A 24,217-nucleotide genomic window follows, 5' to 3' on the forward strand; every position below is an offset into this window, starting at 1 on the left:
TCTGCTTGTGAGCATGCTGGGCCAGCTGGCAAGATGACTACCTGTGACTTCTCCCGCCAACAGTTCAGCAGCCTCCTCCTCAACCTCCGCTTGGTGGTCCGGGACCGTCGGGTACCAGGTGTACATCAGGAGTTTTGCGGATTCGAACGGCGACGGCGTCGGTGATTTGAGGGGTATTCGTGAACATTTGGGATACCTCGAGCTCATCGGCGTCAAGACCATTTGGATTACCCCCTTCTATCCGTCTCCGATGAACGATGCCGGCTACGACGTATCGGATCCTCGCGATATTGATCCGAGTTTCGGCACGCTGGCCGACCTCGACGAGTTGGTCGCCGAAATACACGATCGAGGCATGAAGTTGCTCATCGATGTGGTGCCCAACCACTCCTCATCAGAGCACCCCTGGTTTGTCGAAGCTCTCGCTGCGGAGCCGGGGAGCGCGGCGCGGGACCGCTATATTTTTCGAGAGGGGAAAGGCCCCGAAGGCGCGGAGCCCCCCAATAACTGGAAGTCAATTTTTGGCGGCTCAGTCTGGCAGCGAGTGCCTGACGGCCAGTGGTATCTGCATATTTTCGACGCGTCTCAGCCCGACTTCAATTGGGATAACCCGGATGTCCGAGAAGACCTCGGGACCACTCTGCGTTTCTGGTTCGACCGCGGTATCGATGGTCTTCGCATCGACGTCGCCCACGGGATGGCTAAACCCGAGGGTCTACCTGACGTCCCTGCCGATTCCCCCGTCGCCCACGCCGTCCACCACGACGGCGGCGGAGTTATTCCAGTAGCCGAAGGCGCGTCCGATCCACGATTCGACAACGACGGCGTGCACGACATCCACCGCTATATCCGCAGCGTGGTCGACGAGTACACACAGCGCGCCTCTATCGGCGAGGTCTGGGTGGCTGATCCCGCTCGTTTCGCCGACTATCTGCGTCCTGACGAGCTACATCAAGCTTTTAGTTTTGGTCTCACCGAGGTGGCCTTCGATGCGGAGCAGATCGTGGCCGCTATCACGCGAGAATTGGCCACTGTCGCGTCAGTGGGCAAAGTGCCCGCCTGGACGTTGTCCAATCACGACCTCACCAGGCCTGCCACGCGGTACGGCGACGGTGAACTCGGCAGAATGCGGGCACGGGCCATGTTGCTTGTCGAGATGGCATTGCCAGGGGCGTTCTACCTGTATAACGGTGAAGAACTGGGATTACCGAACATAGAAATTCCCGACGGAGCCTTGCAGGATCCAACGTGGGAGCGCAGTGGGCATACTGAGCGTGGCCGCGACGGCGCACGATTGCCGCTGCCGTGGGACGGCGAAAAGCCTCCATTCGGTTTTTCCACCAACGCACATCCATGGCTGCCCAGCCCGGTGGAATATGCGCCCTTAACAGTGGAAAAGCAGCTGGAGGATCCTCACTCCACACTGAACTTGGTGCGGCTGGCGATCGAAATTCGCGAAAGCAACCCTGCACTCTCCGGCGATCACATTGATTGGTACGGGGCGCCTGCAGGCTGCTTCGCCTTCCGCCGTTCTGGCGGATTGGTCTGCGCGCTTAACAGCAGCGATGTCGCAATTGACTTACCACCGGGGGACGTAGTGGTTTCGTCGATACCCCTCGTCGATGGTCAGCTGCCACCCAACGCTGCCGTCTGGCTGGTCTGAGAGGTCAAAACAGCAGCGGCAGCAACGAATGACGGCGGCGAACGACGGCGCCATAGGTGGAGTCGAGCCGAAGCCAGGAGTCAGTCGCGTACACCGTTACGGCATCGGTGCCGACGCCGGCAAAACCCATGCCGGACAACGCAAACAGGCACCGCATCGGGATAATCACCTTCATTCCTTCGCCGCTGACAGTGAGGACTTCCGAGTCAAGAAGCGATGACGACGTGCCACCGGCCGGGCTGATGCTGTCCTTTGCCGCAATATTTCCCGCTTCTGTGAGCTCGACAATCACCGAACCAGGAATCTGGTCTACGGCAACCCATCCAGTCAACGGAGGCAGCTGAGAGCGCCACAGTCCGTCAACCACCGGTCCAGGGTCCACCTGATCTGCGCGCGAAATGCTTAACGCGGGCAGCAAATTCGAACCGCGAACCGTGACATCGCTGGGTTCCACCAGCCCACCCACGCTTCTGGTCACCATGGCGTCGAACGGAGTGGTGGCCCAGAGTTGGATCCGCGAGGCTAGCGCCATATTGCGCATCCGCACCACCACCTCGGGATCCATCCGTACCGCTCTGGCCACGAAGGCACCCGCGTCCGCACGGTCTCCAGAGTCTGTGATGGTGACACGCGCGGTCCCCGGGTAGATGCCGCTGGAGTCCGTGCCCGTCATCGGTCAGCCCCCGTCAACCCCGGTGTACCCACGACGGGGCCAGCATGTGGGGCGGCGAAGCGGGCGAGGAAGGTGCGCTCGGCCTCGCCCAGTCGCCGCGGCCGCCCATCTGCGAGTTCGATGGGCACGAGGACAGTGGAGGCGAGCGCAACTACCTCGTTATCCGAGGTCACGACGTAATCCACCGTGAACGAGGCGGAGCCGACGTGTGAAACACCCAACGACACCACCGCTGGTGGGCCCATCAGGATGGGGCGTTTGTAGTCGATACGCAGCGCAGCCACAACAATCGCCTTTATCAACAGATCCGCGCCATGGCGCGGTGCATCCACCCATAACCAATCGACCCGCGCTTCCTCCAGCAACGTGACCACTCGGGCGTTGTTGACGTGCCCTTGGGCGTCGAGGTCGGAGTACCGGACCCGCACCTCACTCACATACCGCTCTGGCACAGGTTCTCCTTTAACACTCCCGTGCGGGGTGCACGGCAGGTAGCGCTCTTAGTGAACCTAGTGTGGCCCACCTCGGGGGTGCGGTAGCTACCGAACCAGCGAATTGATCTCCCTCGCTGCCACTGACAGCGCGGCCAGGTTGTTAGCTCCCGACCCCGCAATTTGGCCCAGCGTTCGGCGCGCCCGCTCCAAACGGAATCGGTTGTCCTGCTCCCATTGGTCGATCTTTGACTGCGCGCCGACCTCCGGGCTGCTGCTGGACAAGACATCGGCCACGATGGCTCGCAATGAGCTGTACAGACCATCACGCACAGCCTGGCGTGCCAACGCGTGCCATCGATCGCCCCGGTCCAACGCCGAAACAGACGACAGGATGTTATCTAGACCCAGATGAGCCGACAGCGCGAAGTACAACTCCGCCACCTCCTGCGGTTCACGCCCAGATGCGATGGCGACATCAACCACATCGAGCAGGCTGAAGGTGAACAGAGCGTATGCCACTCGGTGTGCGAGATCAGCTGGTGCGCCGAGGTTCTGCAGACGCACCACATCTGCGTGGACGGTTTCGTGCTCGACTCCAACGAGCAGTCTAGGCATCCGTGGCGTCAACGCGTGCACGATCGCCGCGTAGCGCTCGATTTCTGCGGTGACATCCAGCGGTTGAGGACGGGAGGAGAGGAACCACCGCGCGGCGCGGTCAAGCAGTCGCCGAGTCTCAAGCGTCAACCGATCTTGGACAGCAGCGGGCACCACGTTGTTCACCTCGGCAATATCGGCCCACAACTCAGGCAGCCCAAATACTTTGGTGGTAGTCCGGTAGCTGCGAATCGAGTCGATCGCGGTGGCGGCCACTTCCTCCGTCAACCGGTAGACGAACGATAATCCGCCACCGTTGACTACCTCGTTAGCCGTCATGGTGGTGACAATTTCGCGACGAAGAGGATGGGCGGCAATAGCTTCCCCGTAACCGTCGCGCATCTGCTGCGGAAAGTAATCCGGCAGCTGGTCGGCGAAGGCGGACAGTTCCGGGAGTTCGGATCTGATCATTTCTTTGGATAGGTCTGCTTTCACATACGACAACAGCACACTCAGTTCTGGCGATGTCAGGCCCTCGCCGGCAGCGCCGCGCTGGTTTATTTGGGCCTGGGTAGGCAAAAATTCCAACCCACGGTCCAGGTTGCCGCGCGCCACCAGGTCGTCGATAAGCCTTGCATGCACGTTCAGCATGGACGGTGCGTGAAGCCGAATTACGCCGAGAACCCTGTTCTGGTCGATGTTGTCGGCCAAAACCAGTTCCGCGACCTCGTCCGTCATCGACACCAGCAACGCGTCGCGGTCAGCGACCGTCAAGGTCCCTTCGGAAAGGAGCGGCTGGAGCGCGATCTTGATGTTCACTTCATGGTCAGAGGTGTCGACCCCCGCCGAGTTGTCAATGGCGTCGGTATTGATCCGGCCGCCGATGCGGGCGAATTCGATCCGGCCGAGTTGAGTGACCCCCAGGTTGCCGCCCTCCCCAACCACCTTGACGCGTAGTTCGCCGCCGTTCACGCGGACCGGATCATTAGCCTTATCGCCGACCTGGGTGTCGGATTCGGTGGAGGCTTTGACATACGTACCGACCCCACCGTTCCAGAGCAGATCCACCGGCGCCAGCAGCACCGCATGCATCAACTCATTGGGCGTGAGGTGCGTGATGTCGTCATCGAGTCCCAGCACTTCCCGCATCTGTGCCGTTATTGGCACATTTTTCAACGTCCGCGAGAACACACCACCACCAGCAGAGATCAAAGATGGTTCGTAATCCGCCCATGAAGATCGGGGCAGGTCGAAGAGCCTGCGTCGTTCTACGAACGATGCAGCCGCATCCGGCGCAGGGTCGACGAAGATGTGGCGATGGTCGAAAGCAGCCACCAGCGCGATGTGCTCGGAGCGGAGCATGCCGTTGCCGAAGACATCGCCGGACATGTCCCCTACCCCCACCACGGTGAAGTTCTCCGTTTGGGTATCCACTCCCAGTTCGCGGAAGTGGTGCTTCACCGACTCCCATGCGCCGCGGGCGGTGATGCCCATCCCCTTGTGGTCGTAGCCTGCACTGCCGCCGGAGGCGAAAGCGTCATCGAGCCAGAACCCGTTGTCGGCGGCCACCGCATTGGCGGTATCGGAGAACTTTGCGGTTCCCTTATCCGCAGCGACCACCAAGTACGGGTCATCCTCGTCATGGCGCACTACCTGCTTCGGCGGCACAATTTCGCCATCAACACGGTTGTCGGTGACGTCGAGCATGCCTTGGATGAACATTTTGTAGCAGTTGATTCCTTCTGCGGCGAGGGCGTCACGGTCGGCTACCGGGTCACCGGTCGGTGCTGGCGCCTGCTTGAGGACAAACCCGCCCTTGGCCCCCACGGGCACAATCACCGCATTTTTCACCTCTTGGGCCTTGACCAGGCCCAGTACTTCGGTGCGAAAATCCTCGGGTCGGTCGGACCAGCGAAGGCCTCCCCGGGCTACGTCGCCGAAACGGAGGTGAACTCCCTCCAGACGCGGAGAGTACACCCAAATCTCATGCACTGGAACAGGTTTGGGCAGGTCCGGGATCTTTCGCGGGTTCAATTTAAAGGATATGAACTCGCGCAGTCGCTCGTTGCTATCGGTGCGGAAGGCATTGGTGCGGTCGGTTGCAAGGATCAACCGCAGGAAGGAACGGAGTATCCGGTCGGCATCCAAGCTGCTGACCAAATCAAGCGCGACGGTGATTTCCTCGGCCAAGGTGTCACAGGTTTCTTCCCGCCCGTCCTCTTCGGCGGGATCGAATCGAGCTTGGAACAGCCTTGCTAGCGAAGTAGCGATGGCAGGGTTGGTCGTGATGACCGACTCGATGTAACCCTGGGTATACGGGGAACCGATCTGGCGCAGATAGTGCGCGTAAGCGCGGAACACCGCAACCTGCCGCCAATTCAAATCGGCCGCCAACACCAGGGTGTTGAAACCGTCCACCTCAGCTAACCCACTCCACGATGCGGTAAACGCGTCGGTGAAGCGCGCCCGAACCTCCAGGACACTGCCATCATCGGCCAAATACTGGTCGGGGAACTGTAAGCCGAAGTCGTAGATCCGCGAGGGTGTTCCGTCGGTTCGCGTTACCTGATAGGGGTTTTCATCAATAACTTCGGCGCCCATACTTTGCAATAGCGGCAGCGCCCTGCTCAGTGTCACAGTGCCACCGGTGACGTAAGCCTTCAACCGGCGGTTGCCACCGCGCCCCGGTGGGGAGTCGATGATGGAAAGCGCCAGATCCTCCGGTCCCCGGAGTGCGTCGAGTAACTGTAGATCCATCACTGCGCTGGCAGGCGAGTAGTCGGCCTTGTACGCCTGATCAAACGCCTCGACGTATCTGGTCCGCTCCCCCGCGGTATCAAGAACCTCGTCACCACCGATGGCGGCTACGAGTTCGTCCTCCCAGGTTCGGATTGTCTGGCGAACCTTTTCCGTCATCCGTGGAAGGTCCACCACCACTGCGCTCTCGGGGTTGGTGGTAACGATGAAATGCACTGCGGCTAAAGCCGAGTCGCCGACACGAGCCGTGTAGCGAATGTCGGAGCCTTGGAGCTCGTCCAACAAAATCTTCATCATCGCGAGGCGACCAGCGGTGGTGTACCTATCGCGGGGTAGGAACACCAGCGCAGACACGAAGCGGCGGTAGGGATCTGCCTGCAGAAAAATACGCAGCGCCCGACGGCTCGTGAGCTGCAAGACGCCGCGGACCAACTCAACGACCTCAGAAACACTCGCCCAGAACAATTCTGCCCGTGGATAGGTGGCAAGCAAATCCAATGCGCGCTGGCCCGTGTAGGAGTCGACCGATGAGCCCAATGCGAGCAGGACCTCGTCCACAACGCGGCGCAGCACCGGGGTGCTCTGCACCTCGGCATTGAGGGCCCTTGGAGTCAACAGACCGATGAATTGGTGCTCACCCACTGCGACGCCGTCTTCATCGAATTCGCGAAGGGCGAGATAGAACGGCTGTGCGTTCTTTGCCAAGCTGGTGGGCGCCGACGATCGCGTCAGCACCATCAGCCGGTTATGGTCGAGCGGAGAGTGCATATTGGCGGTGAAGCCCTCAGCGCTAGCATTATCACGCAGGAGGCCGAGCCCACTGGTCGGCGCCGGGGTCATCGGCGTTCCGGTCGGCCCATCGCATTGTTGGTAGCCAACAAAGGTCAAGTGTCCGTCGGCGAACCAATCGAGCAAATCGGCCGCTTCGATAATCTCCTGTGCGGCAAGCGGTGGCGGGTTCCGACGCAGCGAGACTGCGAGTTCCTTTGCCGTTCTTGCCATCTCGTCCGTGTCTTCGACCACATCCCGCACCTGCGAAAGTGAAGCAGCGACCTCGAGTTCAATTTTCTCAGCGCGCTCAGCGTCGGTGATGCGGTCGATCAGAATGTGCGCCCAAGACTCTCGCACCACGTCTCGGCCGCGGAAACCACCGGTGATGCTGGACTTTGCCGAAGACCCCAATACCTCCACGAGCGTCCCGGCGCTGTCTCTACGGACATCCAGGATCGGGTGCAATACGCGAAGAACAACCGCACCCGCCTCGGTCAGAGTGCTGATCACCGAGTCGACCAGGTAGGGCATGTCGTCGTTGACGATGTTGACAATCGTTGACCCCGCCGACCACGCGTCATCGGCGTTTTGTGGGTTGAAGACCCTGATTTTTGGGCTGCCAGCACTTCGATGCTGAGCAAGACGCTGGTGGGCTGTCACGACCGCAACCACATCCTCAGCCCTCGTCGGAAGGTCCTCGGCGGGAATATGGCGGAAGTACCGTGAGATCAGCGTTTCCATCTCCGGGTGCTCCGCTGCAGCTTGTTCAACGGCTGTGTTCGCGACTGTTGCGGCGGCCTCCGATCCGCCTTGCCCGGACCGAATACCGTAAGCGTCCTTGCCCGCTACCGCGATCTTGTTCCTCTGCTTCCTCGCAGTACTTGGAGAGCCGTCCTTTTCGATGCCGGTGTGATCAGACGCGACAATCTCGGTCATTGCAGAGATCTCCCTAGATTCTGGCGCCTCATTGCGCCATCGATGCACCAACCCTAACCCTGCGGCGTGAACACGGGACAGCAACCCACGGCAACACTCACGCAGGTGTGAGGTATTCGCCATCCAGGTCCGTGGGACAGCACATTCGATACCTCTGACGCAACAAATTGTGCAGTCGAGGCCAGAGCTGCGGGCGGCGCCCCAAGCAGTCCCGAGGACGTGCGCTGGTGGATACAGCGAAGCGGGCCGGCCCTGAGAATTCCTTCTCACCCCCGACCCGCTTGCTGAACGCAGCGGCAACTGCCGACTAGTCGCGCGTCAACTTCCGGTGGGTGACACGGTGTGGACGGGCGGCTTCGGTGCCCATCCGAGAAACCTTGTTCTTCTCGTAGTCGGAGAAGTTTCCCTCGAAGAAGTACCACTTCGATTCATCCTCGTCGGTGCCCTCCCACGCCAGGATGTGGGTGCAGACCCGATCCAGGAACCAGCGATCGTGGGAAATAACCACGGCGCAACCCGGGAACTGTTCCAACGCGTTCTCGAGCGAACCGAGCGTTTCAACATCGAGATCGTTGGTGGGCTCATCGAGCAGGATCAGGTTTCCGCCTTCTTTGAGGGTCAGGGCAAGGTTGAGCCTGTTGCGTTCACCACCAGAAAGGATGCCCGCTGCTTTCTGCTGATCGGGGCCCTTGAAACCAAAGGCCCCAATGTAGGCGCGGGAAGGCATTTCAACGTTCCCAACCTTGATGTGGTCAAGGCCGTCGGAGACCACTTCCCACACATTCTTCTTCGGGTCGATGCCGGCGCGATTCTGATCAACGTAGGACAGCTTGACCGTTTCGCCGACGTGGACCTTTCCGGTGTCAACCTGTTCCAAGCCGACGATGGTCTTGAACAGCGTGGTCTTACCCACGCCGTTCGGTCCGATAACACCAACAATCCCGTTGCGCGGCAACGTGAATGACAGATTATCGATAAGGACCCGATCGCCGAAGCCCTTCTTGAGGTCATTCACCTCAACCACCACCGAACCCAGTCGAGGTCCGGGCGGGATCTGGATTTCCTCGAAATCGAGCTTGCGGTGCCTGTCGGCTTCCGCCGCCATTTCCTCGTAGCGGTCGAGTCTGGACTTCGACTTGGCCTGGCGTGCTTTGGCGCCGGAGCGTACCCACTCAAGTTCCGCGCGAAGACGCTTGGCCAGTTTCGCATCCTTCTTGCCCTGGACCGCGAGCCGCTCGCCTTTCTTCTCCAGGTAGGTCGAGTAGTTGCCCTCGTAGGGGTGCAAGCGACCCCGGTCCACTTCGGCGATCCAGTCGGCCACGTTGTCCAGGAAGTATCTATCGTGGGTCACCGCCAAGACAGCCCCCGCGTAGCTAGAAAGATAGGACTCGAGCCACTGCACGCTCTCGGCGTCCAAATGGTTGGTGGGCTCATCGAGGAGCAACAAGTCGGGCTTGGAGAGCAGCAGCTCGCAGAGCGCCACGCGGCGTCTTTCACCACCGGAAAGAATACTGACGTCCGCGTCGCCCGGCGGGCAACGCAGCGCGTCCATCGCCTGATCGATTTGAGCATCAAGATCCCACGCGTTGGCATGGTCTAGCTCTTCTTGAAGCTCGCCCATCTCAGACATCAGCTCGTCTGAGTAGTCCGTTGCCATCAGTTCGGCAATTTCGTTGAAACGAGCCATCTTCGCCATGGTCGGTCCGAACGCCTGCTGAATGTTTTCGAGGACGTTTTTGGTTTCGTCGAGCGCCGGCTCCTGCATCAAGATGCCGACCGAGTATCCGGGTGTGATGAAGGCCTCGCCGTTGCTGGGCTGATCCAAGCCCGCCATGATCTTCAAAATCGTGGACTTACCCGCGCCATTGGGTCCGACGACGCCGATTTTTGCGCCCGGAAAAAAGGACATCGTGACATCGTCGAGAATGACCTTGTCGCCGACGGCCTTGCGCGCCTTCTTCATGGTGTAAATAAATTCAGCCACTGAATACCTCGAACTCTCTTTGCTGCGAACAGGTGTGTCTAGGCGTTCAGCGCACACGCGCAGAACGGGGGCCGACCGTCGCATCGGCGCATCACACAGCCGCGCTGCGGCGCTAAGTCGACCCACCCACAGTCTGCCTCACTTGGGTGCTTCGAGGTATTCGCAGGCGCGCTCGCGGCAATGCAAGATCCCTGCGCGTTTACTAACGGCCAGCCCTGAGCACCAGCGCAGCTGCTAGAAAGGTGGCTCTGCGCCGTCGACAGCGCCAAACCCGGCGTTGCCAGCCCCGCGATCCCTGCCGCTGATCCCTGCTCCGACTAGTTCTGACGAACCGCCGCTGTCGACCTCGGCACCGATCGCATCCGTTGCCGAGGCGGCGTAGTGGTCGTCGCTGTGAGCGCCGTTGTGGTCTGTCTCGACTCCTGAACCAGCGGGCCTTAGATGGCTGCGGCGGAAGGTGTCCGTACCTCGGTTCAGGTCGTGGGACACTGTTGCTGCTTTGACTTCGGTGGCGAATCTTACGACGCCTTCGACCTCATATTTTCGACTGATGATGCGGCCCGTGACAACTACCGGGTCACCGATCCGCACGGAGGTTTCTACTCCCCGGGCGAGCGCGCCCCAGCACACCACATTGACCGCAAACTCGTCGCCGTCCACCCACTCATTGGTAGCGGCATCAAACCGTCTCTCGCTCGCAATGACTCGAAACGAAACCCGTTCGTGGCCTGCATTTTCCATTGATATTTTCAACTCGGTGGCCACATTGCCAACCAGTTGCACTGTCGCAGATCCCATGGTGTCCCCTCCCGCCGAAGCCCAGCGCCCCGGTCCGTGATGTACCTCACGGTGCCCATCCCGGGCAGGGGAAGCAACGGCGCCACCGCCAGATGTGGATGAAAATGGCCTTGTGGATAACGCCCCACCCCACACCAACGCCATCCACCTACGCGCCACCAAAAAAACGACTTCAGCGCTGCTGACTATCCCGCCCAGCCAACTGGGTCAGCATGGCGTTGTAGGCATCCAACTCATCATCAGACTTGACGGCGGTACCGGATTTGCGATCTGAGCGTCGCCCCTCTCGCTCGTCCGCCTTCGACCACTGCGCCATTAAAGCGATGATGACGATGATCAACGGAATTTCGGTTCCACCCCAGGCGATTCCGCCACCAAGGTGCTGATCTGAAAGCAGGTTGGAAACCCATGGCAACTCAAGGTTTTGGTAGTACAACTGACCGATCACCGACCGAGAGTTCATCAAAGCCAGACCGAAGAATGCGTGGAAAGGCAAGGCTGCCACCAACAACGCCAACCGCACGAAGGAGCTCAGCCGCCGTGGCGACGGATCGACCCCGATAATCACCCAGTAATACAGATAGCCAACCAGGAGGAAGTGCAGGTTCATGATCAGATGGCCCGCGTGGGAGTCGATCATCGTATCGAACAGGGAGCTGAAATAAATTGCGTAGAAGCTACCTACAAAGAGCGGCAACACCACCAGCGGGTGGGTGAGCAGAGTAAGAAATCGTGAGTGCATCAAACCGACAATGCCCTCGCGAAGTCCGGGAATGTCGCCTCGCCGCGCCGCGGGCAATGCGCGCAGCGCCAGAGTAGTTGGACCGCCGAGCACCAACAGAATCGGCGCACCCATGCCAAGCAGCATGTGCCCCATCATGTGAATGGAGAACTGCGCCTCCGCGTAGCGCCCGAGGCCGCTGGACGTTGCCATCAAAAGCACGAAACATCCGACAAGCCAACTAATCAGCCGGCCCTTGGGCCATGCGTCGCCGCGCAAGCGTAGTGTGCGATAGCCCCACAGGTAGAGGCCCGCGGCGACAATTGAACCGGTCCCAAAGATGAAATCAAATCGCCACTGGGTCAACAAGTTCCACGCCGACGGGGGGCCGGAGAGGTCGTAGCCCAGGACCAGAGTGAGGTTGGTGAACGATTCTGGGGTGGGGGCGGGCGGGGCGGTCCGACCCAGTGCAACAGCGACTCCGATGGTCGCCGCCATGACGGCAATCTCCAGTACCGCGAGGCGCAGTAGCGGGCGACGGTCCCCGTCCGTGGTGATCGCTGTCACCGACTTCCGGCGCTGTAGGTATCCGAACCCGCCCAACGAAATCAGCAAAACCGCTTTCACTACGACCAAACGGCCGTAGTCGGTGCGCCACAAATCAGAGAGATAAGAAAGCCGGATAAGAGCATTCCCCACGCCCGACAGTGCAACCGTGATGAAAGCGATTAAAGCGACAGCGGAATAGCGGCGTGCAATGGTGTCGAGGTGCGGGCTGCGCTGCCTGGCCAAAGCCAAGAACGCGACGAGGCCACCCACCCAGATACTGATTCCCAGCAAATGAAAAATGATGGTGTCAGAGGCGAAGTCATGGTCCCCGCTGGTTGTTGCGTGACCGCTCAACGCGACGGGCAGCATCCCCAGGATGGAAAGTCCGAAGACGGCAAACGCGCTGGCTGGCCGAAGAACCACCCTGGCAAGTACCGCGACGAGCGCCGCGACCACAGCCGCCTGCAGACTTGAAGAAGCAACATCCAAGCTCTGGAGCGCGCTTGCAATGCCGTCGCGGGAAAGGATCGTGCCAATACTGAATCCGGTGGCGTTGGACGCGGAGAATGGGACGAGGGCCAATGCCGCAGCGCACCACACCCACGCACATTTGCTCGCAGCTTGTGCGCAGCGATAGCCGCCGACGTCAAACCCGCCGCCAGGCTTGGGTGGTGCCAGAAATACAGCCCCGAGCAACCAGCCGATGGTGAGCGCGCCAGCGTAGTCGAAAATGGTTTTGACCACTGGAAGCCCCAGCGTGGTCAGCGGGCCAGGGTCGCGCAGCAGCAGGCTGGCCGACACGGTGGTGTTCGGTAACGCGGCGGAGATGCCGATGACGACGCACGTGGCGATGAGTCCGCAGGCAAGCACCAACCACGTGACGGACCACGCGTCACGCTTTCCCGCGAGAACACCCGTTCCCACGGACCCACCCGCATTGCCGGTGGAAAGCGAGGTTGTTTGAGACACACTTCGAGGATACAAGCGTGCTGCATGTGAGGCGCCGGGTCGTCTAGACGAACGCGCAGAGTGCACGCTCGGGGCGGTGGGTCGATTTTGACAGCTTCGAGCCGGTATCCTTAGCCCGCGAGTTCAGCGTCGAACGCGCGGGCCTTTCCAGGCCCAGCCTCCGTAGCTCAGTGGATAGAGCAACAGACTTCTAATCTGTCGGCCGTTGGTTCGAATCCAACCGGGGGCACTGCCAGCTGCGAGGTTGCTCGAAGCCACCCTCCGCGCCCGGCGCGTGCGCCGCATCCTGCGATGATGATCACTATGACCGCACCATTTTCCGTTCCGATCATCGACATCTCTCCGTACGTTCTCGGCGGCACTTCGGACGAGCGTGCGGCCGTCGCGCGGGCGATGGACGAGGCATGCCGCACCGTCGGGTTCATTCAGGTGGTGGGACACGGAATCCCCGCAGAGGCTGCCGATGGGTTGGCAAGCGCGATTGACAGCTTTTTTTCGCAGGCTCTGGCCGAGAAGAAAGCATATGTAGCCCCCATCGGCATCAATCGGGGATACACGGCGCCAAAGTCGGAGCAACTGAGTTTGAGTTTGGGGGTCGAGTCCGCCAACCGAATGAACGATTTTTTCGAAGCCTTCAATATCGGTGCCGACCCCTCCTACTACCCCGATTACGACGGCGAACTCCCCTCAGGCGACTACAGCGAAAATATCTGGCCCGCGAATGTTCCAGGTTTCCGAGAATGCGTGAATCGATGGTTCGACGAAGCCGGCGCGCTGGCCCGCATCATGACGAGAATTTTTGCCGATGCCCTGAGTCTCCCGAAAGACTTCTTTGTCGGCTACACCGACCACTCGCTGGATGTGTTGCGATTGAACAACTATGCGCTGCCGCCAGGCGATATCACCCTCGACGGCGAGCTGATAGGCATGGGCGAGCACACGGATTTCGGCATCGTGACGCTGCTTTGGGCAGACCGGGTCCGGGGGCTTCAGGTATTGGGCCGCGACGGCAGCTGGAACGACGTTTTGCCCGCTCCCGGGGCGATGCTCGTCAACCTTGGCGACCTCACCAATAGATGGACCAACGAACGCTGGAAGTCCACGCTGCACCGCGTCAAGCCGCCAATTGTGAACGGCGCCATCGAGCGTCGCCGGTCGGCTGCTTACTTCCACGATGGCAACATCGATGCAGTGATCTCAGCTCTCCCAGGCTGCGTAGAGCCTGGGGACGAACCGCTGTACCCACCGATCACCGTGGGGCAACACATCTTCGGCAAACTCAATGGGTCTCGCAACCTGGTCAGTAATGCAGTAGGTACAGAACGCGAAGCCGCGAGGGTGAAGGCTGCGGGCAGTGAGTAACTTGCGCTCGGACACCGCGTGCACACCCTGCGAGGACAGTGCGCCCGCACCCGTGGATACTTTCCTCCTCCGAGTCTGGTGGGCTCGGCCCGATGATCTCGGTCCCGCAGACTTCTTTGCCACGTCCCTGCTCGACACTTGCGAGCTGGACCGGCTTCGACAGTTGCGCCATCGGGTGGATCGTCAGCGCTACCTGGTTCGCCACGCTCTCGCGCGCCTTATTCTGGGAGAGGCACTCAACGTCCCTGCCAGCGAGCTGGTATTCGATCGATCCTGCTCCCGATGCGACGCCCAGCACGGAAAGCCTGTGGTACTCGGGAATCCACTGCACTTCAGCATGTCGTCTGCGGGAGACCTGGTGGTCCTGGCAACGTGTTCGCGACCCGTCGGTGTTGATGTCGAAATCATCACGCGCGTGGAGTTTCCCGGGTTCGATGGGGTGGCGTTAACGACCGACGAGAGTGCTTTGGTTGCCGCGCTTCCCGCGGGTAGAGGCGCGGCTGCCCGCGCCAGATATTGGACGCGCAAAGAAGCACTTCTCAAAGCCAGCGGCCAAGGGCTCGCCATGGATCCGCGCGAGGTGGTCGCCGAATCACGATCCGTTGCCGACGTAGATCTGGCCGCCGGATATGCCTGCGCCGTAGCGATTGATGCCGGCAAGTTTTCACCCGGCGATCAGCTCTCCTACCAACTGATCAACGCATCGCGCATTCTTCGCTACAGATCAGGCAGCGGCGCCTGAAACAGCCAGCGCTGCAACATCTCCAGATCTACGCCATACCGCTGGGCGATCGCCAGGAATGCATCCGTGTTGACGAGCGAGTAGCGATTCGATGCCACCCAATCGCGCAGTAGAAGGAAAAATTGCTCGTTCCCAAGCTGTTTTCGCACCGCGTGGAGCGTCAAGGCACCTCGTTTGTAGACCCGATCGTCGAACATCAACTCCGGACCGGGATCGGTGAGAATGAGATCCTGTCGCTGCTTGCGAAGATGGCCCAGTGCGGCGATGGCGCTGACATCCGCTGCGGTCCCGCCAGAATGCTCGGCCCATAGCCACTCCGCGTAACAGGCGAACCCCTCATTGAGCCAGATATGTTGCCACGCCGAGACTGTCAGAGAATTCCCGAACCATTGATGCGCCAATTCGTGGGCTACCAATCGTTCTTGTCCCCTCTTGCCGTCGAGGTAGTTAGCCCCGAAGATCGACAAACCCTGGGCCTCCAAGGGAATCTCGAGATCATCAGCGGTCACCACCACCGTATAAGCAGCGAACGGGTAGGGACCGAATACGGACCCGAAATAGGCCACCATATCCCCCTGTCGGCCGAAGTCTGCTTTGAACTGACTTCGCTTCGAGGTGGGGATGAGTCCCCGGGTGGGCACCGGTTTGGACGTGAGTTCCACCATCTCGTACTCACCGATTTGAACTGTCGCGAGGTAGGTGGCCATGGGTTCCTGCTGCTCGTACACCCACGTGGTCTGGCTTGCCGCTTTCTTCTTGTCAGTCAGCACGCCGTTCGCAAGCGCGTAATACGGAGAGTCGGTGGTAATTCCGATCCGAAAACTAGCTTTGTCCGACGGATGGTCGTTGCAAGGGAACCACGTGGGCGCGCCCGTAGGCTGGCCGGCGACAATGACGCCGTTGTCGAGTTCCTCCCAGCCCACCTGGCCCCAGCGGCCACCGATGGGGCCGGGATTTCCGCTGTAGGAGATGACCACCACCATGGCCGCACCCACCGCCAACGGCATGGCAGGCCAGATGTGCAATTTGCGGCCGGGCTGCGTGAACTTCGCTGCCGGGTGTGAGTTGACGCTCACTTTGCTGACGCGCAGGCCCGCTAAATCCAGGGTGAAACGAGTCAGCGGTTGCGTTGCTACCGCAGAGATTTCGGCTCGCGCCACCAATCGATTGCTGGACATCCGATAGGTCAACGTCAGGTCGTATCTGGTGACGCGATAGCCGCCGTTGCCGTGCAACGCAACGTACGGATCACCTGCGGTAGCCGCTCCTGGGGCGGCTGCGGTGATGGAAAGTTTGGGCACGATTAGCGGGGCTGCCTCAGGGCCTTGACGCCCGGTTTCGGAGGTGTCTTCACCGGCGCCTTCGCGAGAGTTTTGGCAGACTCCCGACTCGTCCAGGAGGCAATGGGGTTGCCAATCCAGCGACTGCTGTCAGGCACCACTTCACCGCGCATCACCAGCGATGCCGGACCCACCGTGGCGCCACTGCCGATGGTGGCGGCGGGGAGTACCACGCTGTGCGGTCCGACACTCGCCCCAGCTTTCACAATCACGGTATCCATACTCATGATTCGATCATGGAATAGGTGTGTTTGCAGGACGCAACCCCGGCCGACGCTCGCACCGTCTCCGAGTTCCACCAAATCTGACTCCGGCAGCCAGTAGGTCTCCAGCCACACGCCCTTGCCGATCTTGGCGCCCAACGCACGCAGCCACCAGTTCAGCATGGGGGTTCCCAGAACTGGACCTGCGAACCAGGGCACCGCGACGGTCTCGACAAAGGTGTCTGCCAGCTCGTTGCGCCACACGAACGAGGACCACAACGGGTGCTCGACGGCCCGAAACCTGCCCACCAGCAACCACTTTGCGGCCACTGATATGAGGGCGGCAAGCAATCCACCCGCCATCAGAAGCGCTCCGGAAAGTACGCCAGCAACTGCCACGCTGGACTCGGTAATTAACCATTCCAGACCCAGTAGTATCGCGATGCCGATGCCCACCGTCACCATCGCGGGCAGCAACCTGCAGGTTTCCACCACAGCGCGGGCCAGCTTCAATTTGAGCGGCGGCGCGTAGGTGCGCGAATCGTCGGCGGTGGCGCTATGCCGGCGTAGCTCCACGGGCGGACTGCCCAACCACGAAGTTCCGGCCTTCGCCTTCTTTGGCGTGGCCGAAAGTACTGCCACCAAACCATTTTTTGGCACCCGGCGGCCGGGCGCCGTCATTCCCGAGTTCCCTAAGAACGCCCGCTTCCCGACTTTGGATCGTTCGACCCGGAGCCAACCACCACCGAGTTCGTAGGAGCCGACCATCGTGTCGTCCGCGAGGAAAGCGCCGTTGCCTACCGTGGTCAATTTAGGAAGCATGATCACGGTTGATGCCTCCACACCCGCACCCACTTTGGCGCCCAGAACCCTGAGCCAGACGGGCGTGAGGAGGCTTGCGTAGAGCGGAAATGCGACGGTTCGCGCCGAATCCATCAATTTTTCGACCGACCAGACCTGCCAGCCAATCCGGCCCCGCACCGGGTGGTACCCGGGCACTACCCCAATGCTGAGCAGCCGCACACACAACGCGGTAAGCGTGATGAATGCCGCCAATGCGAGCAGGGTCACCAGCGGTACTGCCAACATCGACGATCGAATCGCTTGGCCCAGGGTTCGAGCATCGCGAATCCACCAACCCAGCAAAGCGATACCGGGTAGCGCCGCTATCCAGGGCAGTGCGCCGAGGACAAGGGCACCAATACCGTAGGCAAAAACCCAGATCCCACCTCTGGCTGGGCGCTCTGCGGGCCACCGGTGACGCGCCTTGCCGATCCGTACTGCGGGTGAACCCGCCCACTTCTCTCCGGCTGGTACCCGGTGCGACACCGCAGACCCTGCTGCCACTTCGGCATTTTCACCGATCACCGAGCCCGGCCCCAGGGTGCTGCGGGAACCCACGGTGGCACCGGCCCCAACGGTGATGCCACCGACGTGGAGAACGTCGCCGTCGAGCCAATACCCCGCAAGGTCCACCTCGCTGTTAATGGAACTGCCCGACCCCAACGTCAGCATCCCGGTGACGGGCGGTAAGGAATGTAGATCTGTATCGGCGCCTATTTTGACGCCCAACCCCCTCGCGTATACACCGATCCACGGAGCCCCCGCGAGATTGGTCGCTGCCATCGCCTCGGCCAAGTGTTCTGCAACACCAAATCCTCAGATGGACGCTGCCTCCCCTCGGGAAGGTGCCGGGTTCTACCTTCCTCAGTAGCAACCGGGCACCGGCCACGGTGACGGCCATCCGGCCGGGAGGGCTCAGGAAGATGACGGTCCCCAGAAGTACCCACCACCAGGAAACAACCGGCGCCCACGGGAAGTTGCCGAACCAAGAAAGAATATTATTCAGCGCCATCAACCAGGTCAGCCACCGCAAACCGGTCAAGGTGATGAGGGGGACGGTGAGCGCCGCCTGGATCAGCTGAGCACGCAGTGGTGTGGGCGTCACCTCGCGAGTCTGCTGCGCCCCAGCAGGAACCATCGCGTCCAAGACTGCGGCAAGCGCGCCCAGCTGGGGAGCGGCGTAGATATCCGCAACCGTGGCCTCCGGGAATCTGCTGCGCAATATCGACACCAACTGAGCGGCGGTCAAGCTACCACCACCATGAGCAAAGAAATCGTCATCAGCACCCGAAACGGCCGCTCCCAGGATGTTTCGCCATTGTTGGGCTATCCACGCGGCGGTGCCGGAAAGATTGTCACCCACGTCGGGCTCGTCGGCAGAGCCTTGCAGCGGCCACGGCAGCGCATCACGATCCACCTTGCCCGACGTTCGTGTCGGGAGCGAATCGACAATGGTCAGCATCGGGACCATGGTGGCTGGCAGCAGCTCACGAAGCTCAACGGTAGCGGCGGCCACATCGAAGTCGCGGGCTTCGTTCTCCACGGCGAGGTAGCCGACCAGGATTTGGTTGCCGGCAGGGGTGGTCCTGATTGCTGCCGCCGCACCGGCAACACCGCGCAAGGCCTGCATCGCGGAGTCGACCTCGCCTAATTCAATGCGACGACCACCCAACTTGATTTGCTCGTCCGCACGGCCTAAGAACACCAAACCCTCGGACTCGTACCGGACTAGATCTCCGCTGCGATAGGCCCGGCTCCAACCAAGCTGTGGCATGGGAGCAAACTTTTGTGCATCCTTCTCGGCGTCCAGATACCTCGCGAGCCCCACGCCGCCGATGATCAGTTCACCCGTTTCCCCTTCAGCAACTCCGAATCCCGCGGCGTCCACGACCGCAAGATCCCAACCATCCAGTGGCAGCCCAATCCGGATCGGGCCTTGACCCGTCATCGGGGCAGCACACGCGACGACGGTAGCTTCCGTGGGCCCGTAGGTATTCCAGACCTCACGGCCGGGGTAGACCAGTCGTTCGGCTAATTCTGGAGGGCACGCCTCCCCACCAAATATGAGCAGTCGAACCGCGTCCAGCGCATGGACGGGCCACAGCGCCGCCAAGGTCGGCACGGTCGAAACGACGGTGATCTGTTGCGCCACCAACCACGGCCCCAGATCGACCCCGGTACGGACCAGGGAGCGAGGAGCAGGAACCAGCGCCGCACCGTGCCGCCACGCAAGCCACATCTCCTCACACGATGCGTCGAAGGCCACGGAAAGCCCCGCCAGCACCCTGTCCTCGGGGCCGAGCGGCTCGGTGTCCTCAGCTTGCAAAAAGATTCGCGCTTCAGCATCGGCGAAGGCAGCCGCACTGCGGTGGGTCACCGCGACGCCTTTGGGGGTACCTGTTGAACCCGAGGTAAAAATCACCCAAGCATCGTCATCGGGCCTGGGATCATTTCGACGTGCTGCACCCTGCACCGGCATATCGCGACTGCTCTCGATGCGCCCGCCTTCTCCAACCACGGCACTGACTTCGGCTTCGGAAAATACGAGGGATGCCCTTTCCGGAGGGTCTTCAAAATCGACCGGCACGTAGGCAGCACCGACCAGGAGCGCGCCCAAAATCCAGATATACAGATCGGCAGTACCGGAGGGAATCCGAATTCCGACCCGGTCACCAGACCCCACCCCCCTGGCAATCAAATCGTGCGCTGCCGACTCCGCTTCCAGAATGAGACTGCTGTAGCTCAGCTCTCGAGTTCCGTCGTCAAGAGCGACGGCGTCAGGGAAAAGTCCAGCAGATGTACGCAGAATGTCTACGAGGGTGCGGCTATCGGGAGCGAAATCACCCCGCAAAAGCTCTGGGGCGTCCGCTGGGTCACCAGCGTGAGTGCTCACGCCACTATGATCGCAGGCCGGCCATGAGGACCCTGCATCAGGTCCCGCGATGCGACACGGATTGCGAGTAATTCGTAGGTTTAATCTTGCAGAATTAGGAACAAACTGTCGCCTTCCAGCGTTACACCGAAGGTGAGCGCCCAAACACACACACTGCCGCTGTCCGTTCTCGAACTGTCTCCCGTGCTGAAGAACGCCGGAAGCGCCCAAGCGTTGCACTACAGCACCGAGCTAGCGCGATGCGCTGAAGCCCTTGGCTATCAACGGTTTTGGGTGGCCGAACATCACAACATGCCAGCAATTGCCAGCTCCTCCCCTGCCGTGTTGATCGCGCACCTCGCTGCTGCGACGTCGACCATTCGGGTGGGCTCCGGCGGCGTGATGTTGCCTAACCATGCGCCGTTGGTTGTGGCAGAACAGTTCGGGATGTTGGCCTCGCTGCACCCTGGACGCATCGATCTCGGCATCGGCAGGGCTCCCGGGACGGACGGTCGTACCGCAATGGCGTTGCGGCGCACCTCGGATGGGCTCTCAGCCGAAGACTTCCCCGCAGAACTTGCTGACGTGATGGCGATGCTGGCGGGCAGCCCCGATTTGCTCACCGCCGTCCCACGGGCGGAGACAATGCCTCAGGTGTGGCTCTTGGGCTCAAGTGGTTTTAGCGCGCAACTTGCCGGAATGCTCGGCCTGCCCTTCTCCTTCGCTCATCATTTCTCGTCCGATAACACGGAGGCTGCACTTGCCCTCTACCGCAGCACCTTTACCCCTTCGCGATTCCTCGCCGAGCCCTACGCCATGATCGGGGTCAATGCAGTTTGCGCACCTACCGATGAGGAGGCCGAATACCTCGCAAAGCCCGGCATTTTAGCGTTTCTGCGGCTGCGTACAGGGCGTCCGCAGGCGTTGGAAACGCCGGAGGATGCCGCAAAATATCAGTTCACAGATGCCGAGATGGCTTTTGCCGCCCAGCGCCGTCGCGGTCAGCTTCTGGGCTCACCGGAAACCGTGCGCGCCCAGCTTGCCCTCTTAGTAGACCGCACCCACGTCGACGAGCTCATGCTAACGAGCCAGGTGTACGACGTTGACGCCCGGATCAGGACTTTGGAATTCGTCGCTGACTTGGTCAGCGAGGGTATTCCCGCTCTGGTCTAGCGCGGCCAGCCTAGGCGATGGCCGGTCAGTGCGGGGTGTACTAGGCGTAACGGCACGAGAAAGCGACGTTACTCATCTCGGTGCCAATTACCGCCGGCGTTTGGACCGAGTACCGCCGATGGTTCGTCCCAGTGACCCACCCAAGGACGTACCCAGCGAACGCCAAAAGGACTTCAGGACAGGGCTGTTGGTGAGGTCGGACAAAAATCCGCCGCCCGCATCAGCGCTCTGCGGGTCAGGTTCATAACTGGGTGCCGTAGAAGCTTGCCCTGACGGCTGATCCGGCCAAATCGGGTCCGGGAGCGGCGGAAGAGTCGGCCAATCGACCCGAGCTGACGGGGGCTGAACTGGCACGGAACCGCCACCTGCTGCGGCGCCTGGGGCCACTTCGTTGGCTGGCGCTGCGAGCCGGCCCGTCAACATCTCGTAAGCAGATTCCCGGTCAACGACGACTTGGTACTTCCCCGCCAAGGGCGACTGAGCTACCAACCCCGCCACCACCTCGGGGCTCGCAGGCGCCATCAAAGACCGCGGTGCGCGTACGCGGGTCCACGCCACCGGAGTCGGTGCGCCCTTTTCACTGAGCACCGTAACAATCGCTTCGCCAGTGCCGAGACTGGTGAGGGCGGAAGACAACTCATAGTCCGACGTCACCGGGTAGGTCTTAACCGTGGCGGCTAGCGCCTCCTGATCCTGCGGGGTGAACGCCCGCAACGCGTGCTGCACCCTGGCGCCCAGTTGGGAGAGCACAGGTCCCGGAACGTCCGTGGGAAGCTGCGTGCAGAAAAACACCCCCACCCCTTTGGAACGGATCAGTTTCACCGTTTGTGCGATGGCCGACAACAGAGCTTTGGAGGCGTCAGCAAAGAGCAAGTGGGCCTCGTCAAACATGAAGACTAGTTTTGGCTTTTCTAGATCGCCGACCTCCGGCAGCACTTCAAAGAGCTCAGAGAGCAACCACATCATGAACGTCGAGAACATGGCGGGCCGCGACTGCAAACCCGAGGCATCCAACAGGCTTATGACCCCGCGCCCATCCACACTGCGCAGAAAATCCTGAACCTCCCACTGTGGCTCGCCAAAAAACACGTCCCCACCATCTGCTTCAAGGTTCGTGACAGCGCGGAGAATCACCCCGGCAGTCGATTTCGAGACTCCACCCAACTCCGTCAAGTCAGCTTTGCCTTCTGCCGAAGTGAGATGCGAGATGACGGCTCGCAGATCTTTGGTATCCAACAGTGGAAACGCTTTCTGATCCGCCCAGTGGAAGATCAGACCCAACGTTGACTCCTGAGTGGCGTTCAGGTCCAGCACCTTTGAAAGCAGGATTGGTCCGAAGGAGTCGATCGTTGCCCGAAGCTGAATCGAATTACCCTGCCCTGCAAGGCTTACGAACTCGACGGGATATGCAGAGGGCTGCCAGGTGTCCCCCGTATCCGCTGCTCGGGTACTAATCCGGTCCCCCGGAATTCCCGGCTGCGCCAAACCGGACAGATCACCCTTGACGTCGGGCATCAGAACCGCGACACCGGCGGCGCTGAGTTGCTCAGCCATCAGCTGCAACGTTTTGGTTTTGCCCGTGCCAGTTGCCCCGGCGACCAAACCATGCCTGGTGAACATCGACAGCGGAATTTTCACCTGAGCTGCAGGATTCACCTCGGCCCCGCACACCACGGATCCCAGCGTCACCGAGGGCGCAAGGGAGGCATAGCCCGCCGAAATGCGGTCCGTAACTTCGGTTGCCGCGCTACTCAACTCCGGCCCCACCACAGCAGCGACCGGGCTCCCGCTCGCCGCTGCGCTTGCGGGCGAGAAAGCATCGGGGGCTTCTGTCGCGGCAGGTTCGGGACTCGTCATAGGTGATTCCTCCGTACGCACAGCCGGCGACGCGACGATGCCCTCGTTTCAGCACTGTTTTCGAGTGCGAGCTTACCGGCCGTGGGTGGGGGTAGGAGGGGAGGTCCGTTCATCGGTGTCACCCGCCCACGCCCGGCAGTTCGAACGGGCGTCAAAGGACTAAGGTTCTTCACGTGAACGACAGACTCGTATGGATCGACTGCGAAATGACCGGGTTGGACCTGAAGAAGGACTGCCTGATCGAAATTGCCGCCCTTGTGACCGACGCGGACCTCAACATCCTGGGGGAAGGCATCGATGTGGTCATCCATGCCAGCAATGATGCGCTCGCACACATGCCCGAGATTGTGACAGCAATGCACGCTGCCTCGGGGCTTACCGACGAAGTACGAGCTTCCTCGGTGACAGTGCGCGAGGCCGAAGAAATGGTCTTGGAGTACATCAAAAAGTTCGTCCCAGATCCCAAAACCGCGCCACTGGCGGGCAACTCGATCGGCACCGACCGCGGGTTCATCTCCCGCGACATGGCCGAACTAGACGAACATCTGCACTACCGAATGATTGACGTCTCCTCGATCAAAGAGCTGTGCCGCCGTTGGTACCCGCGGATCTACTTCGCCCAGCCCGCAAAAGGCATGGCGCACCGCGCTTTGGCCGACATTGAGGAGTCGATTCGCGAACTCGCGTATTACCGCCGCACTGCGTTCGTAGCCGACCCAGGTCCCAGCAGTGACGAAGCCCAAGCAGTCGCAGCCGATCTGCTTTCCGGAGTAGATGGTCGGAAGCATCACGGTTGATCGGTTAGAATATTTGTGGTTGTTGCCTCGCGCAGCAGTCGCCATGGTGGGCGTAGCTCAGCTGGTAGAGCACTGGCTTGTGGTGCCGGTGGCCGCGGGTTCGAGTCCCGTCGCTCACCCCATGCAAGTAAGCCCCCGACTCCGGTCGGGGGGCTTACTTCGTTCTCAGCTTCACATTC

The 24,217-nt window shown here is 61.0% G+C and carries 13 protein-coding genes, 2 tRNA genes and 1 pseudogene; 7 read left to right on the top strand and 9 right to left on the bottom strand.

The window, feature by feature from the left end:
• Positions 1 to 43 precede the first annotated feature (43 nt).
• The gene (locus EH165_RS09325) at positions 44 to 1,663 is read left to right on the top strand and encodes a glycoside hydrolase family 13 protein (protein ID WP_124799218.1); all 1,620 of its coding nucleotides are present in this window, start codon (positions 44 to 46) and stop codon (positions 1,661 to 1,663) included.
• 4 nt (positions 1,664 to 1,667) lie between these two features.
• On the opposite strand, the gene EH165_RS09330 is transcribed toward EH165_RS09325, so the two are convergent.
• The 6 genes from EH165_RS09330 to EH165_RS09355 form a co-directional block, all read right to left on the bottom strand.
• Entirely contained in the window at positions 1,668 to 2,336 is a 669-nt protein-coding gene (locus EH165_RS09330; protein ID WP_124799219.1) for a DUF8185 domain-containing protein, read from the bottom strand.
• On the bottom strand, positions 2,333 to 2,788 hold the full coding sequence (locus EH165_RS09335) for an acyl-CoA thioesterase (protein WP_124799220.1): 456 nt from the start codon (positions 2,786 to 2,788) through the stop codon (positions 2,333 to 2,335). Before EH165_RS09335 ends, EH165_RS09330 begins: the two co-directional genes overlap by 4 nt.
• A gap of 87 nt (positions 2,789 to 2,875) precedes the next feature.
• The gene (locus tag EH165_RS09340; protein WP_124799221.1) at positions 2,876 to 7,828 is read right to left on the bottom strand and encodes an NAD-glutamate dehydrogenase; all 4,953 of its coding nucleotides are present in this window, start codon (positions 7,826 to 7,828) and stop codon (positions 2,876 to 2,878) included.
• A gap of 307 nt (positions 7,829 to 8,135) precedes the next feature.
• Entirely contained in the window at positions 8,136 to 9,812 is a 1,677-nt protein-coding gene (gene ettA / locus EH165_RS09345) for an energy-dependent translational throttle protein EttA (protein ID WP_124799222.1), read from the bottom strand.
• 234 nt (positions 9,813 to 10,046) lie between these two features.
• The gene (locus tag EH165_RS09350; RefSeq protein WP_164479175.1) at positions 10,047 to 10,610 is read right to left on the bottom strand and encodes a single-stranded DNA-binding protein; all 564 of its coding nucleotides are present in this window, start codon (positions 10,608 to 10,610) and stop codon (positions 10,047 to 10,049) included.
• A 172-nt stretch (positions 10,611 to 10,782) separates the two neighbouring features.
• Positions 10,783 to 12,849, bottom strand: coding sequence for a bifunctional copper resistance protein CopD/cytochrome c oxidase assembly protein (locus tag EH165_RS09355; protein WP_206425882.1), 2,067 nt, complete (start codon positions 12,847 to 12,849; stop codon positions 10,783 to 10,785).
• A 156-nt stretch (positions 12,850 to 13,005) separates the two neighbouring features.
• Between EH165_RS09355 and EH165_RS09360 the strand changes: the two genes are divergently transcribed.
• The 3 genes from EH165_RS09360 (at position 13,006) to EH165_RS09370 (ending at position 14,953) form a co-directional block, all read left to right on the top strand.
• Positions 13,006 to 13,078: transfer RNA gene (locus EH165_RS09360), tRNA-Arg, on the top strand.
• Positions 13,079 to 13,152: 74 nt separating this feature from the next.
• On the top strand, positions 13,153 to 14,211 hold the full coding sequence (locus EH165_RS09365) for an isopenicillin N synthase family dioxygenase (protein WP_164479176.1): 1,059 nt from the start codon (positions 13,153 to 13,155) through the stop codon (positions 14,209 to 14,211).
• On the top strand, positions 14,204 to 14,953 hold the full coding sequence (locus EH165_RS09370) for a 4'-phosphopantetheinyl transferase family protein (RefSeq protein ID WP_124799226.1): 750 nt from the start codon (positions 14,204 to 14,206) through the stop codon (positions 14,951 to 14,953). Before EH165_RS09365 ends, EH165_RS09370 begins: the two co-directional genes overlap by 8 nt.
• On the opposite strand, the gene EH165_RS09375 is transcribed toward EH165_RS09370, so the two are convergent.
• Together EH165_RS09375 and EH165_RS16840 are read right to left on the bottom strand one after the other, a co-directional pair.
• The gene (locus EH165_RS09375; protein ID WP_124799227.1) at positions 14,929 to 16,254 is read right to left on the bottom strand and encodes a M1 family metallopeptidase; all 1,326 of its coding nucleotides are present in this window, start codon (positions 16,252 to 16,254) and stop codon (positions 14,929 to 14,931) included. The two genes, EH165_RS09370 and EH165_RS09375, sit on opposite strands and share 25 nt — an antisense overlap.
• A gap of 2 nt (positions 16,255 to 16,256) precedes the next feature.
• Positions 16,257 to 20,232 (bottom strand): annotated as a pseudogene (locus EH165_RS16840) (Pls/PosA family non-ribosomal peptide synthetase).
• Between the two features lie 132 nt (positions 20,233 to 20,364).
• On the opposite strand from EH165_RS16840, the gene EH165_RS09385 reads away from it, so the two are divergent.
• A complete protein-coding gene (locus EH165_RS09385) occupies positions 20,365 to 21,384 on the top strand; it encodes an LLM class flavin-dependent oxidoreductase (RefSeq protein WP_124799228.1) in 1,020 nt (339 codons plus the stop codon).
• A gap of 87 nt (positions 21,385 to 21,471) precedes the next feature.
• Here EH165_RS09385 and EH165_RS09390 read toward each other — a convergent pair whose 3' ends face one another.
• Positions 21,472 to 23,241 carry a helicase HerA-like domain-containing protein gene (locus tag EH165_RS09390; protein WP_124799229.1) on the bottom strand — a complete coding sequence of 590 codons (1,770 nt, stop codon included), beginning with the start codon at positions 23,239 to 23,241 and terminating at the stop codon, positions 21,472 to 21,474.
• A 173-nt stretch (positions 23,242 to 23,414) separates the two neighbouring features.
• On the opposite strand from EH165_RS09390, the gene orn reads away from it, so the two are divergent.
• Both orn and EH165_RS09400 read left to right on the top strand, forming a co-directional pair.
• Positions 23,415 to 24,038 (top strand): oligoribonuclease, encoded by a 624-nt coding sequence (orn, locus tag EH165_RS09395; protein WP_124799230.1) that lies wholly within the window; start codon positions 23,415 to 23,417, stop codon positions 24,036 to 24,038.
• A gap of 46 nt (positions 24,039 to 24,084) precedes the next feature.
• A tRNA-His gene (locus tag EH165_RS09400) sits at positions 24,085 to 24,160 on the top strand.
• Positions 24,161 to 24,217: the final 57 nt, after the last annotated feature.

This window comes from Nakamurella antarctica (assembly GCF_003860405.1).
GTDB lineage: Bacteria > Actinomycetota > Actinomycetes > Mycobacteriales > Nakamurellaceae > Nakamurella > Nakamurella antarctica.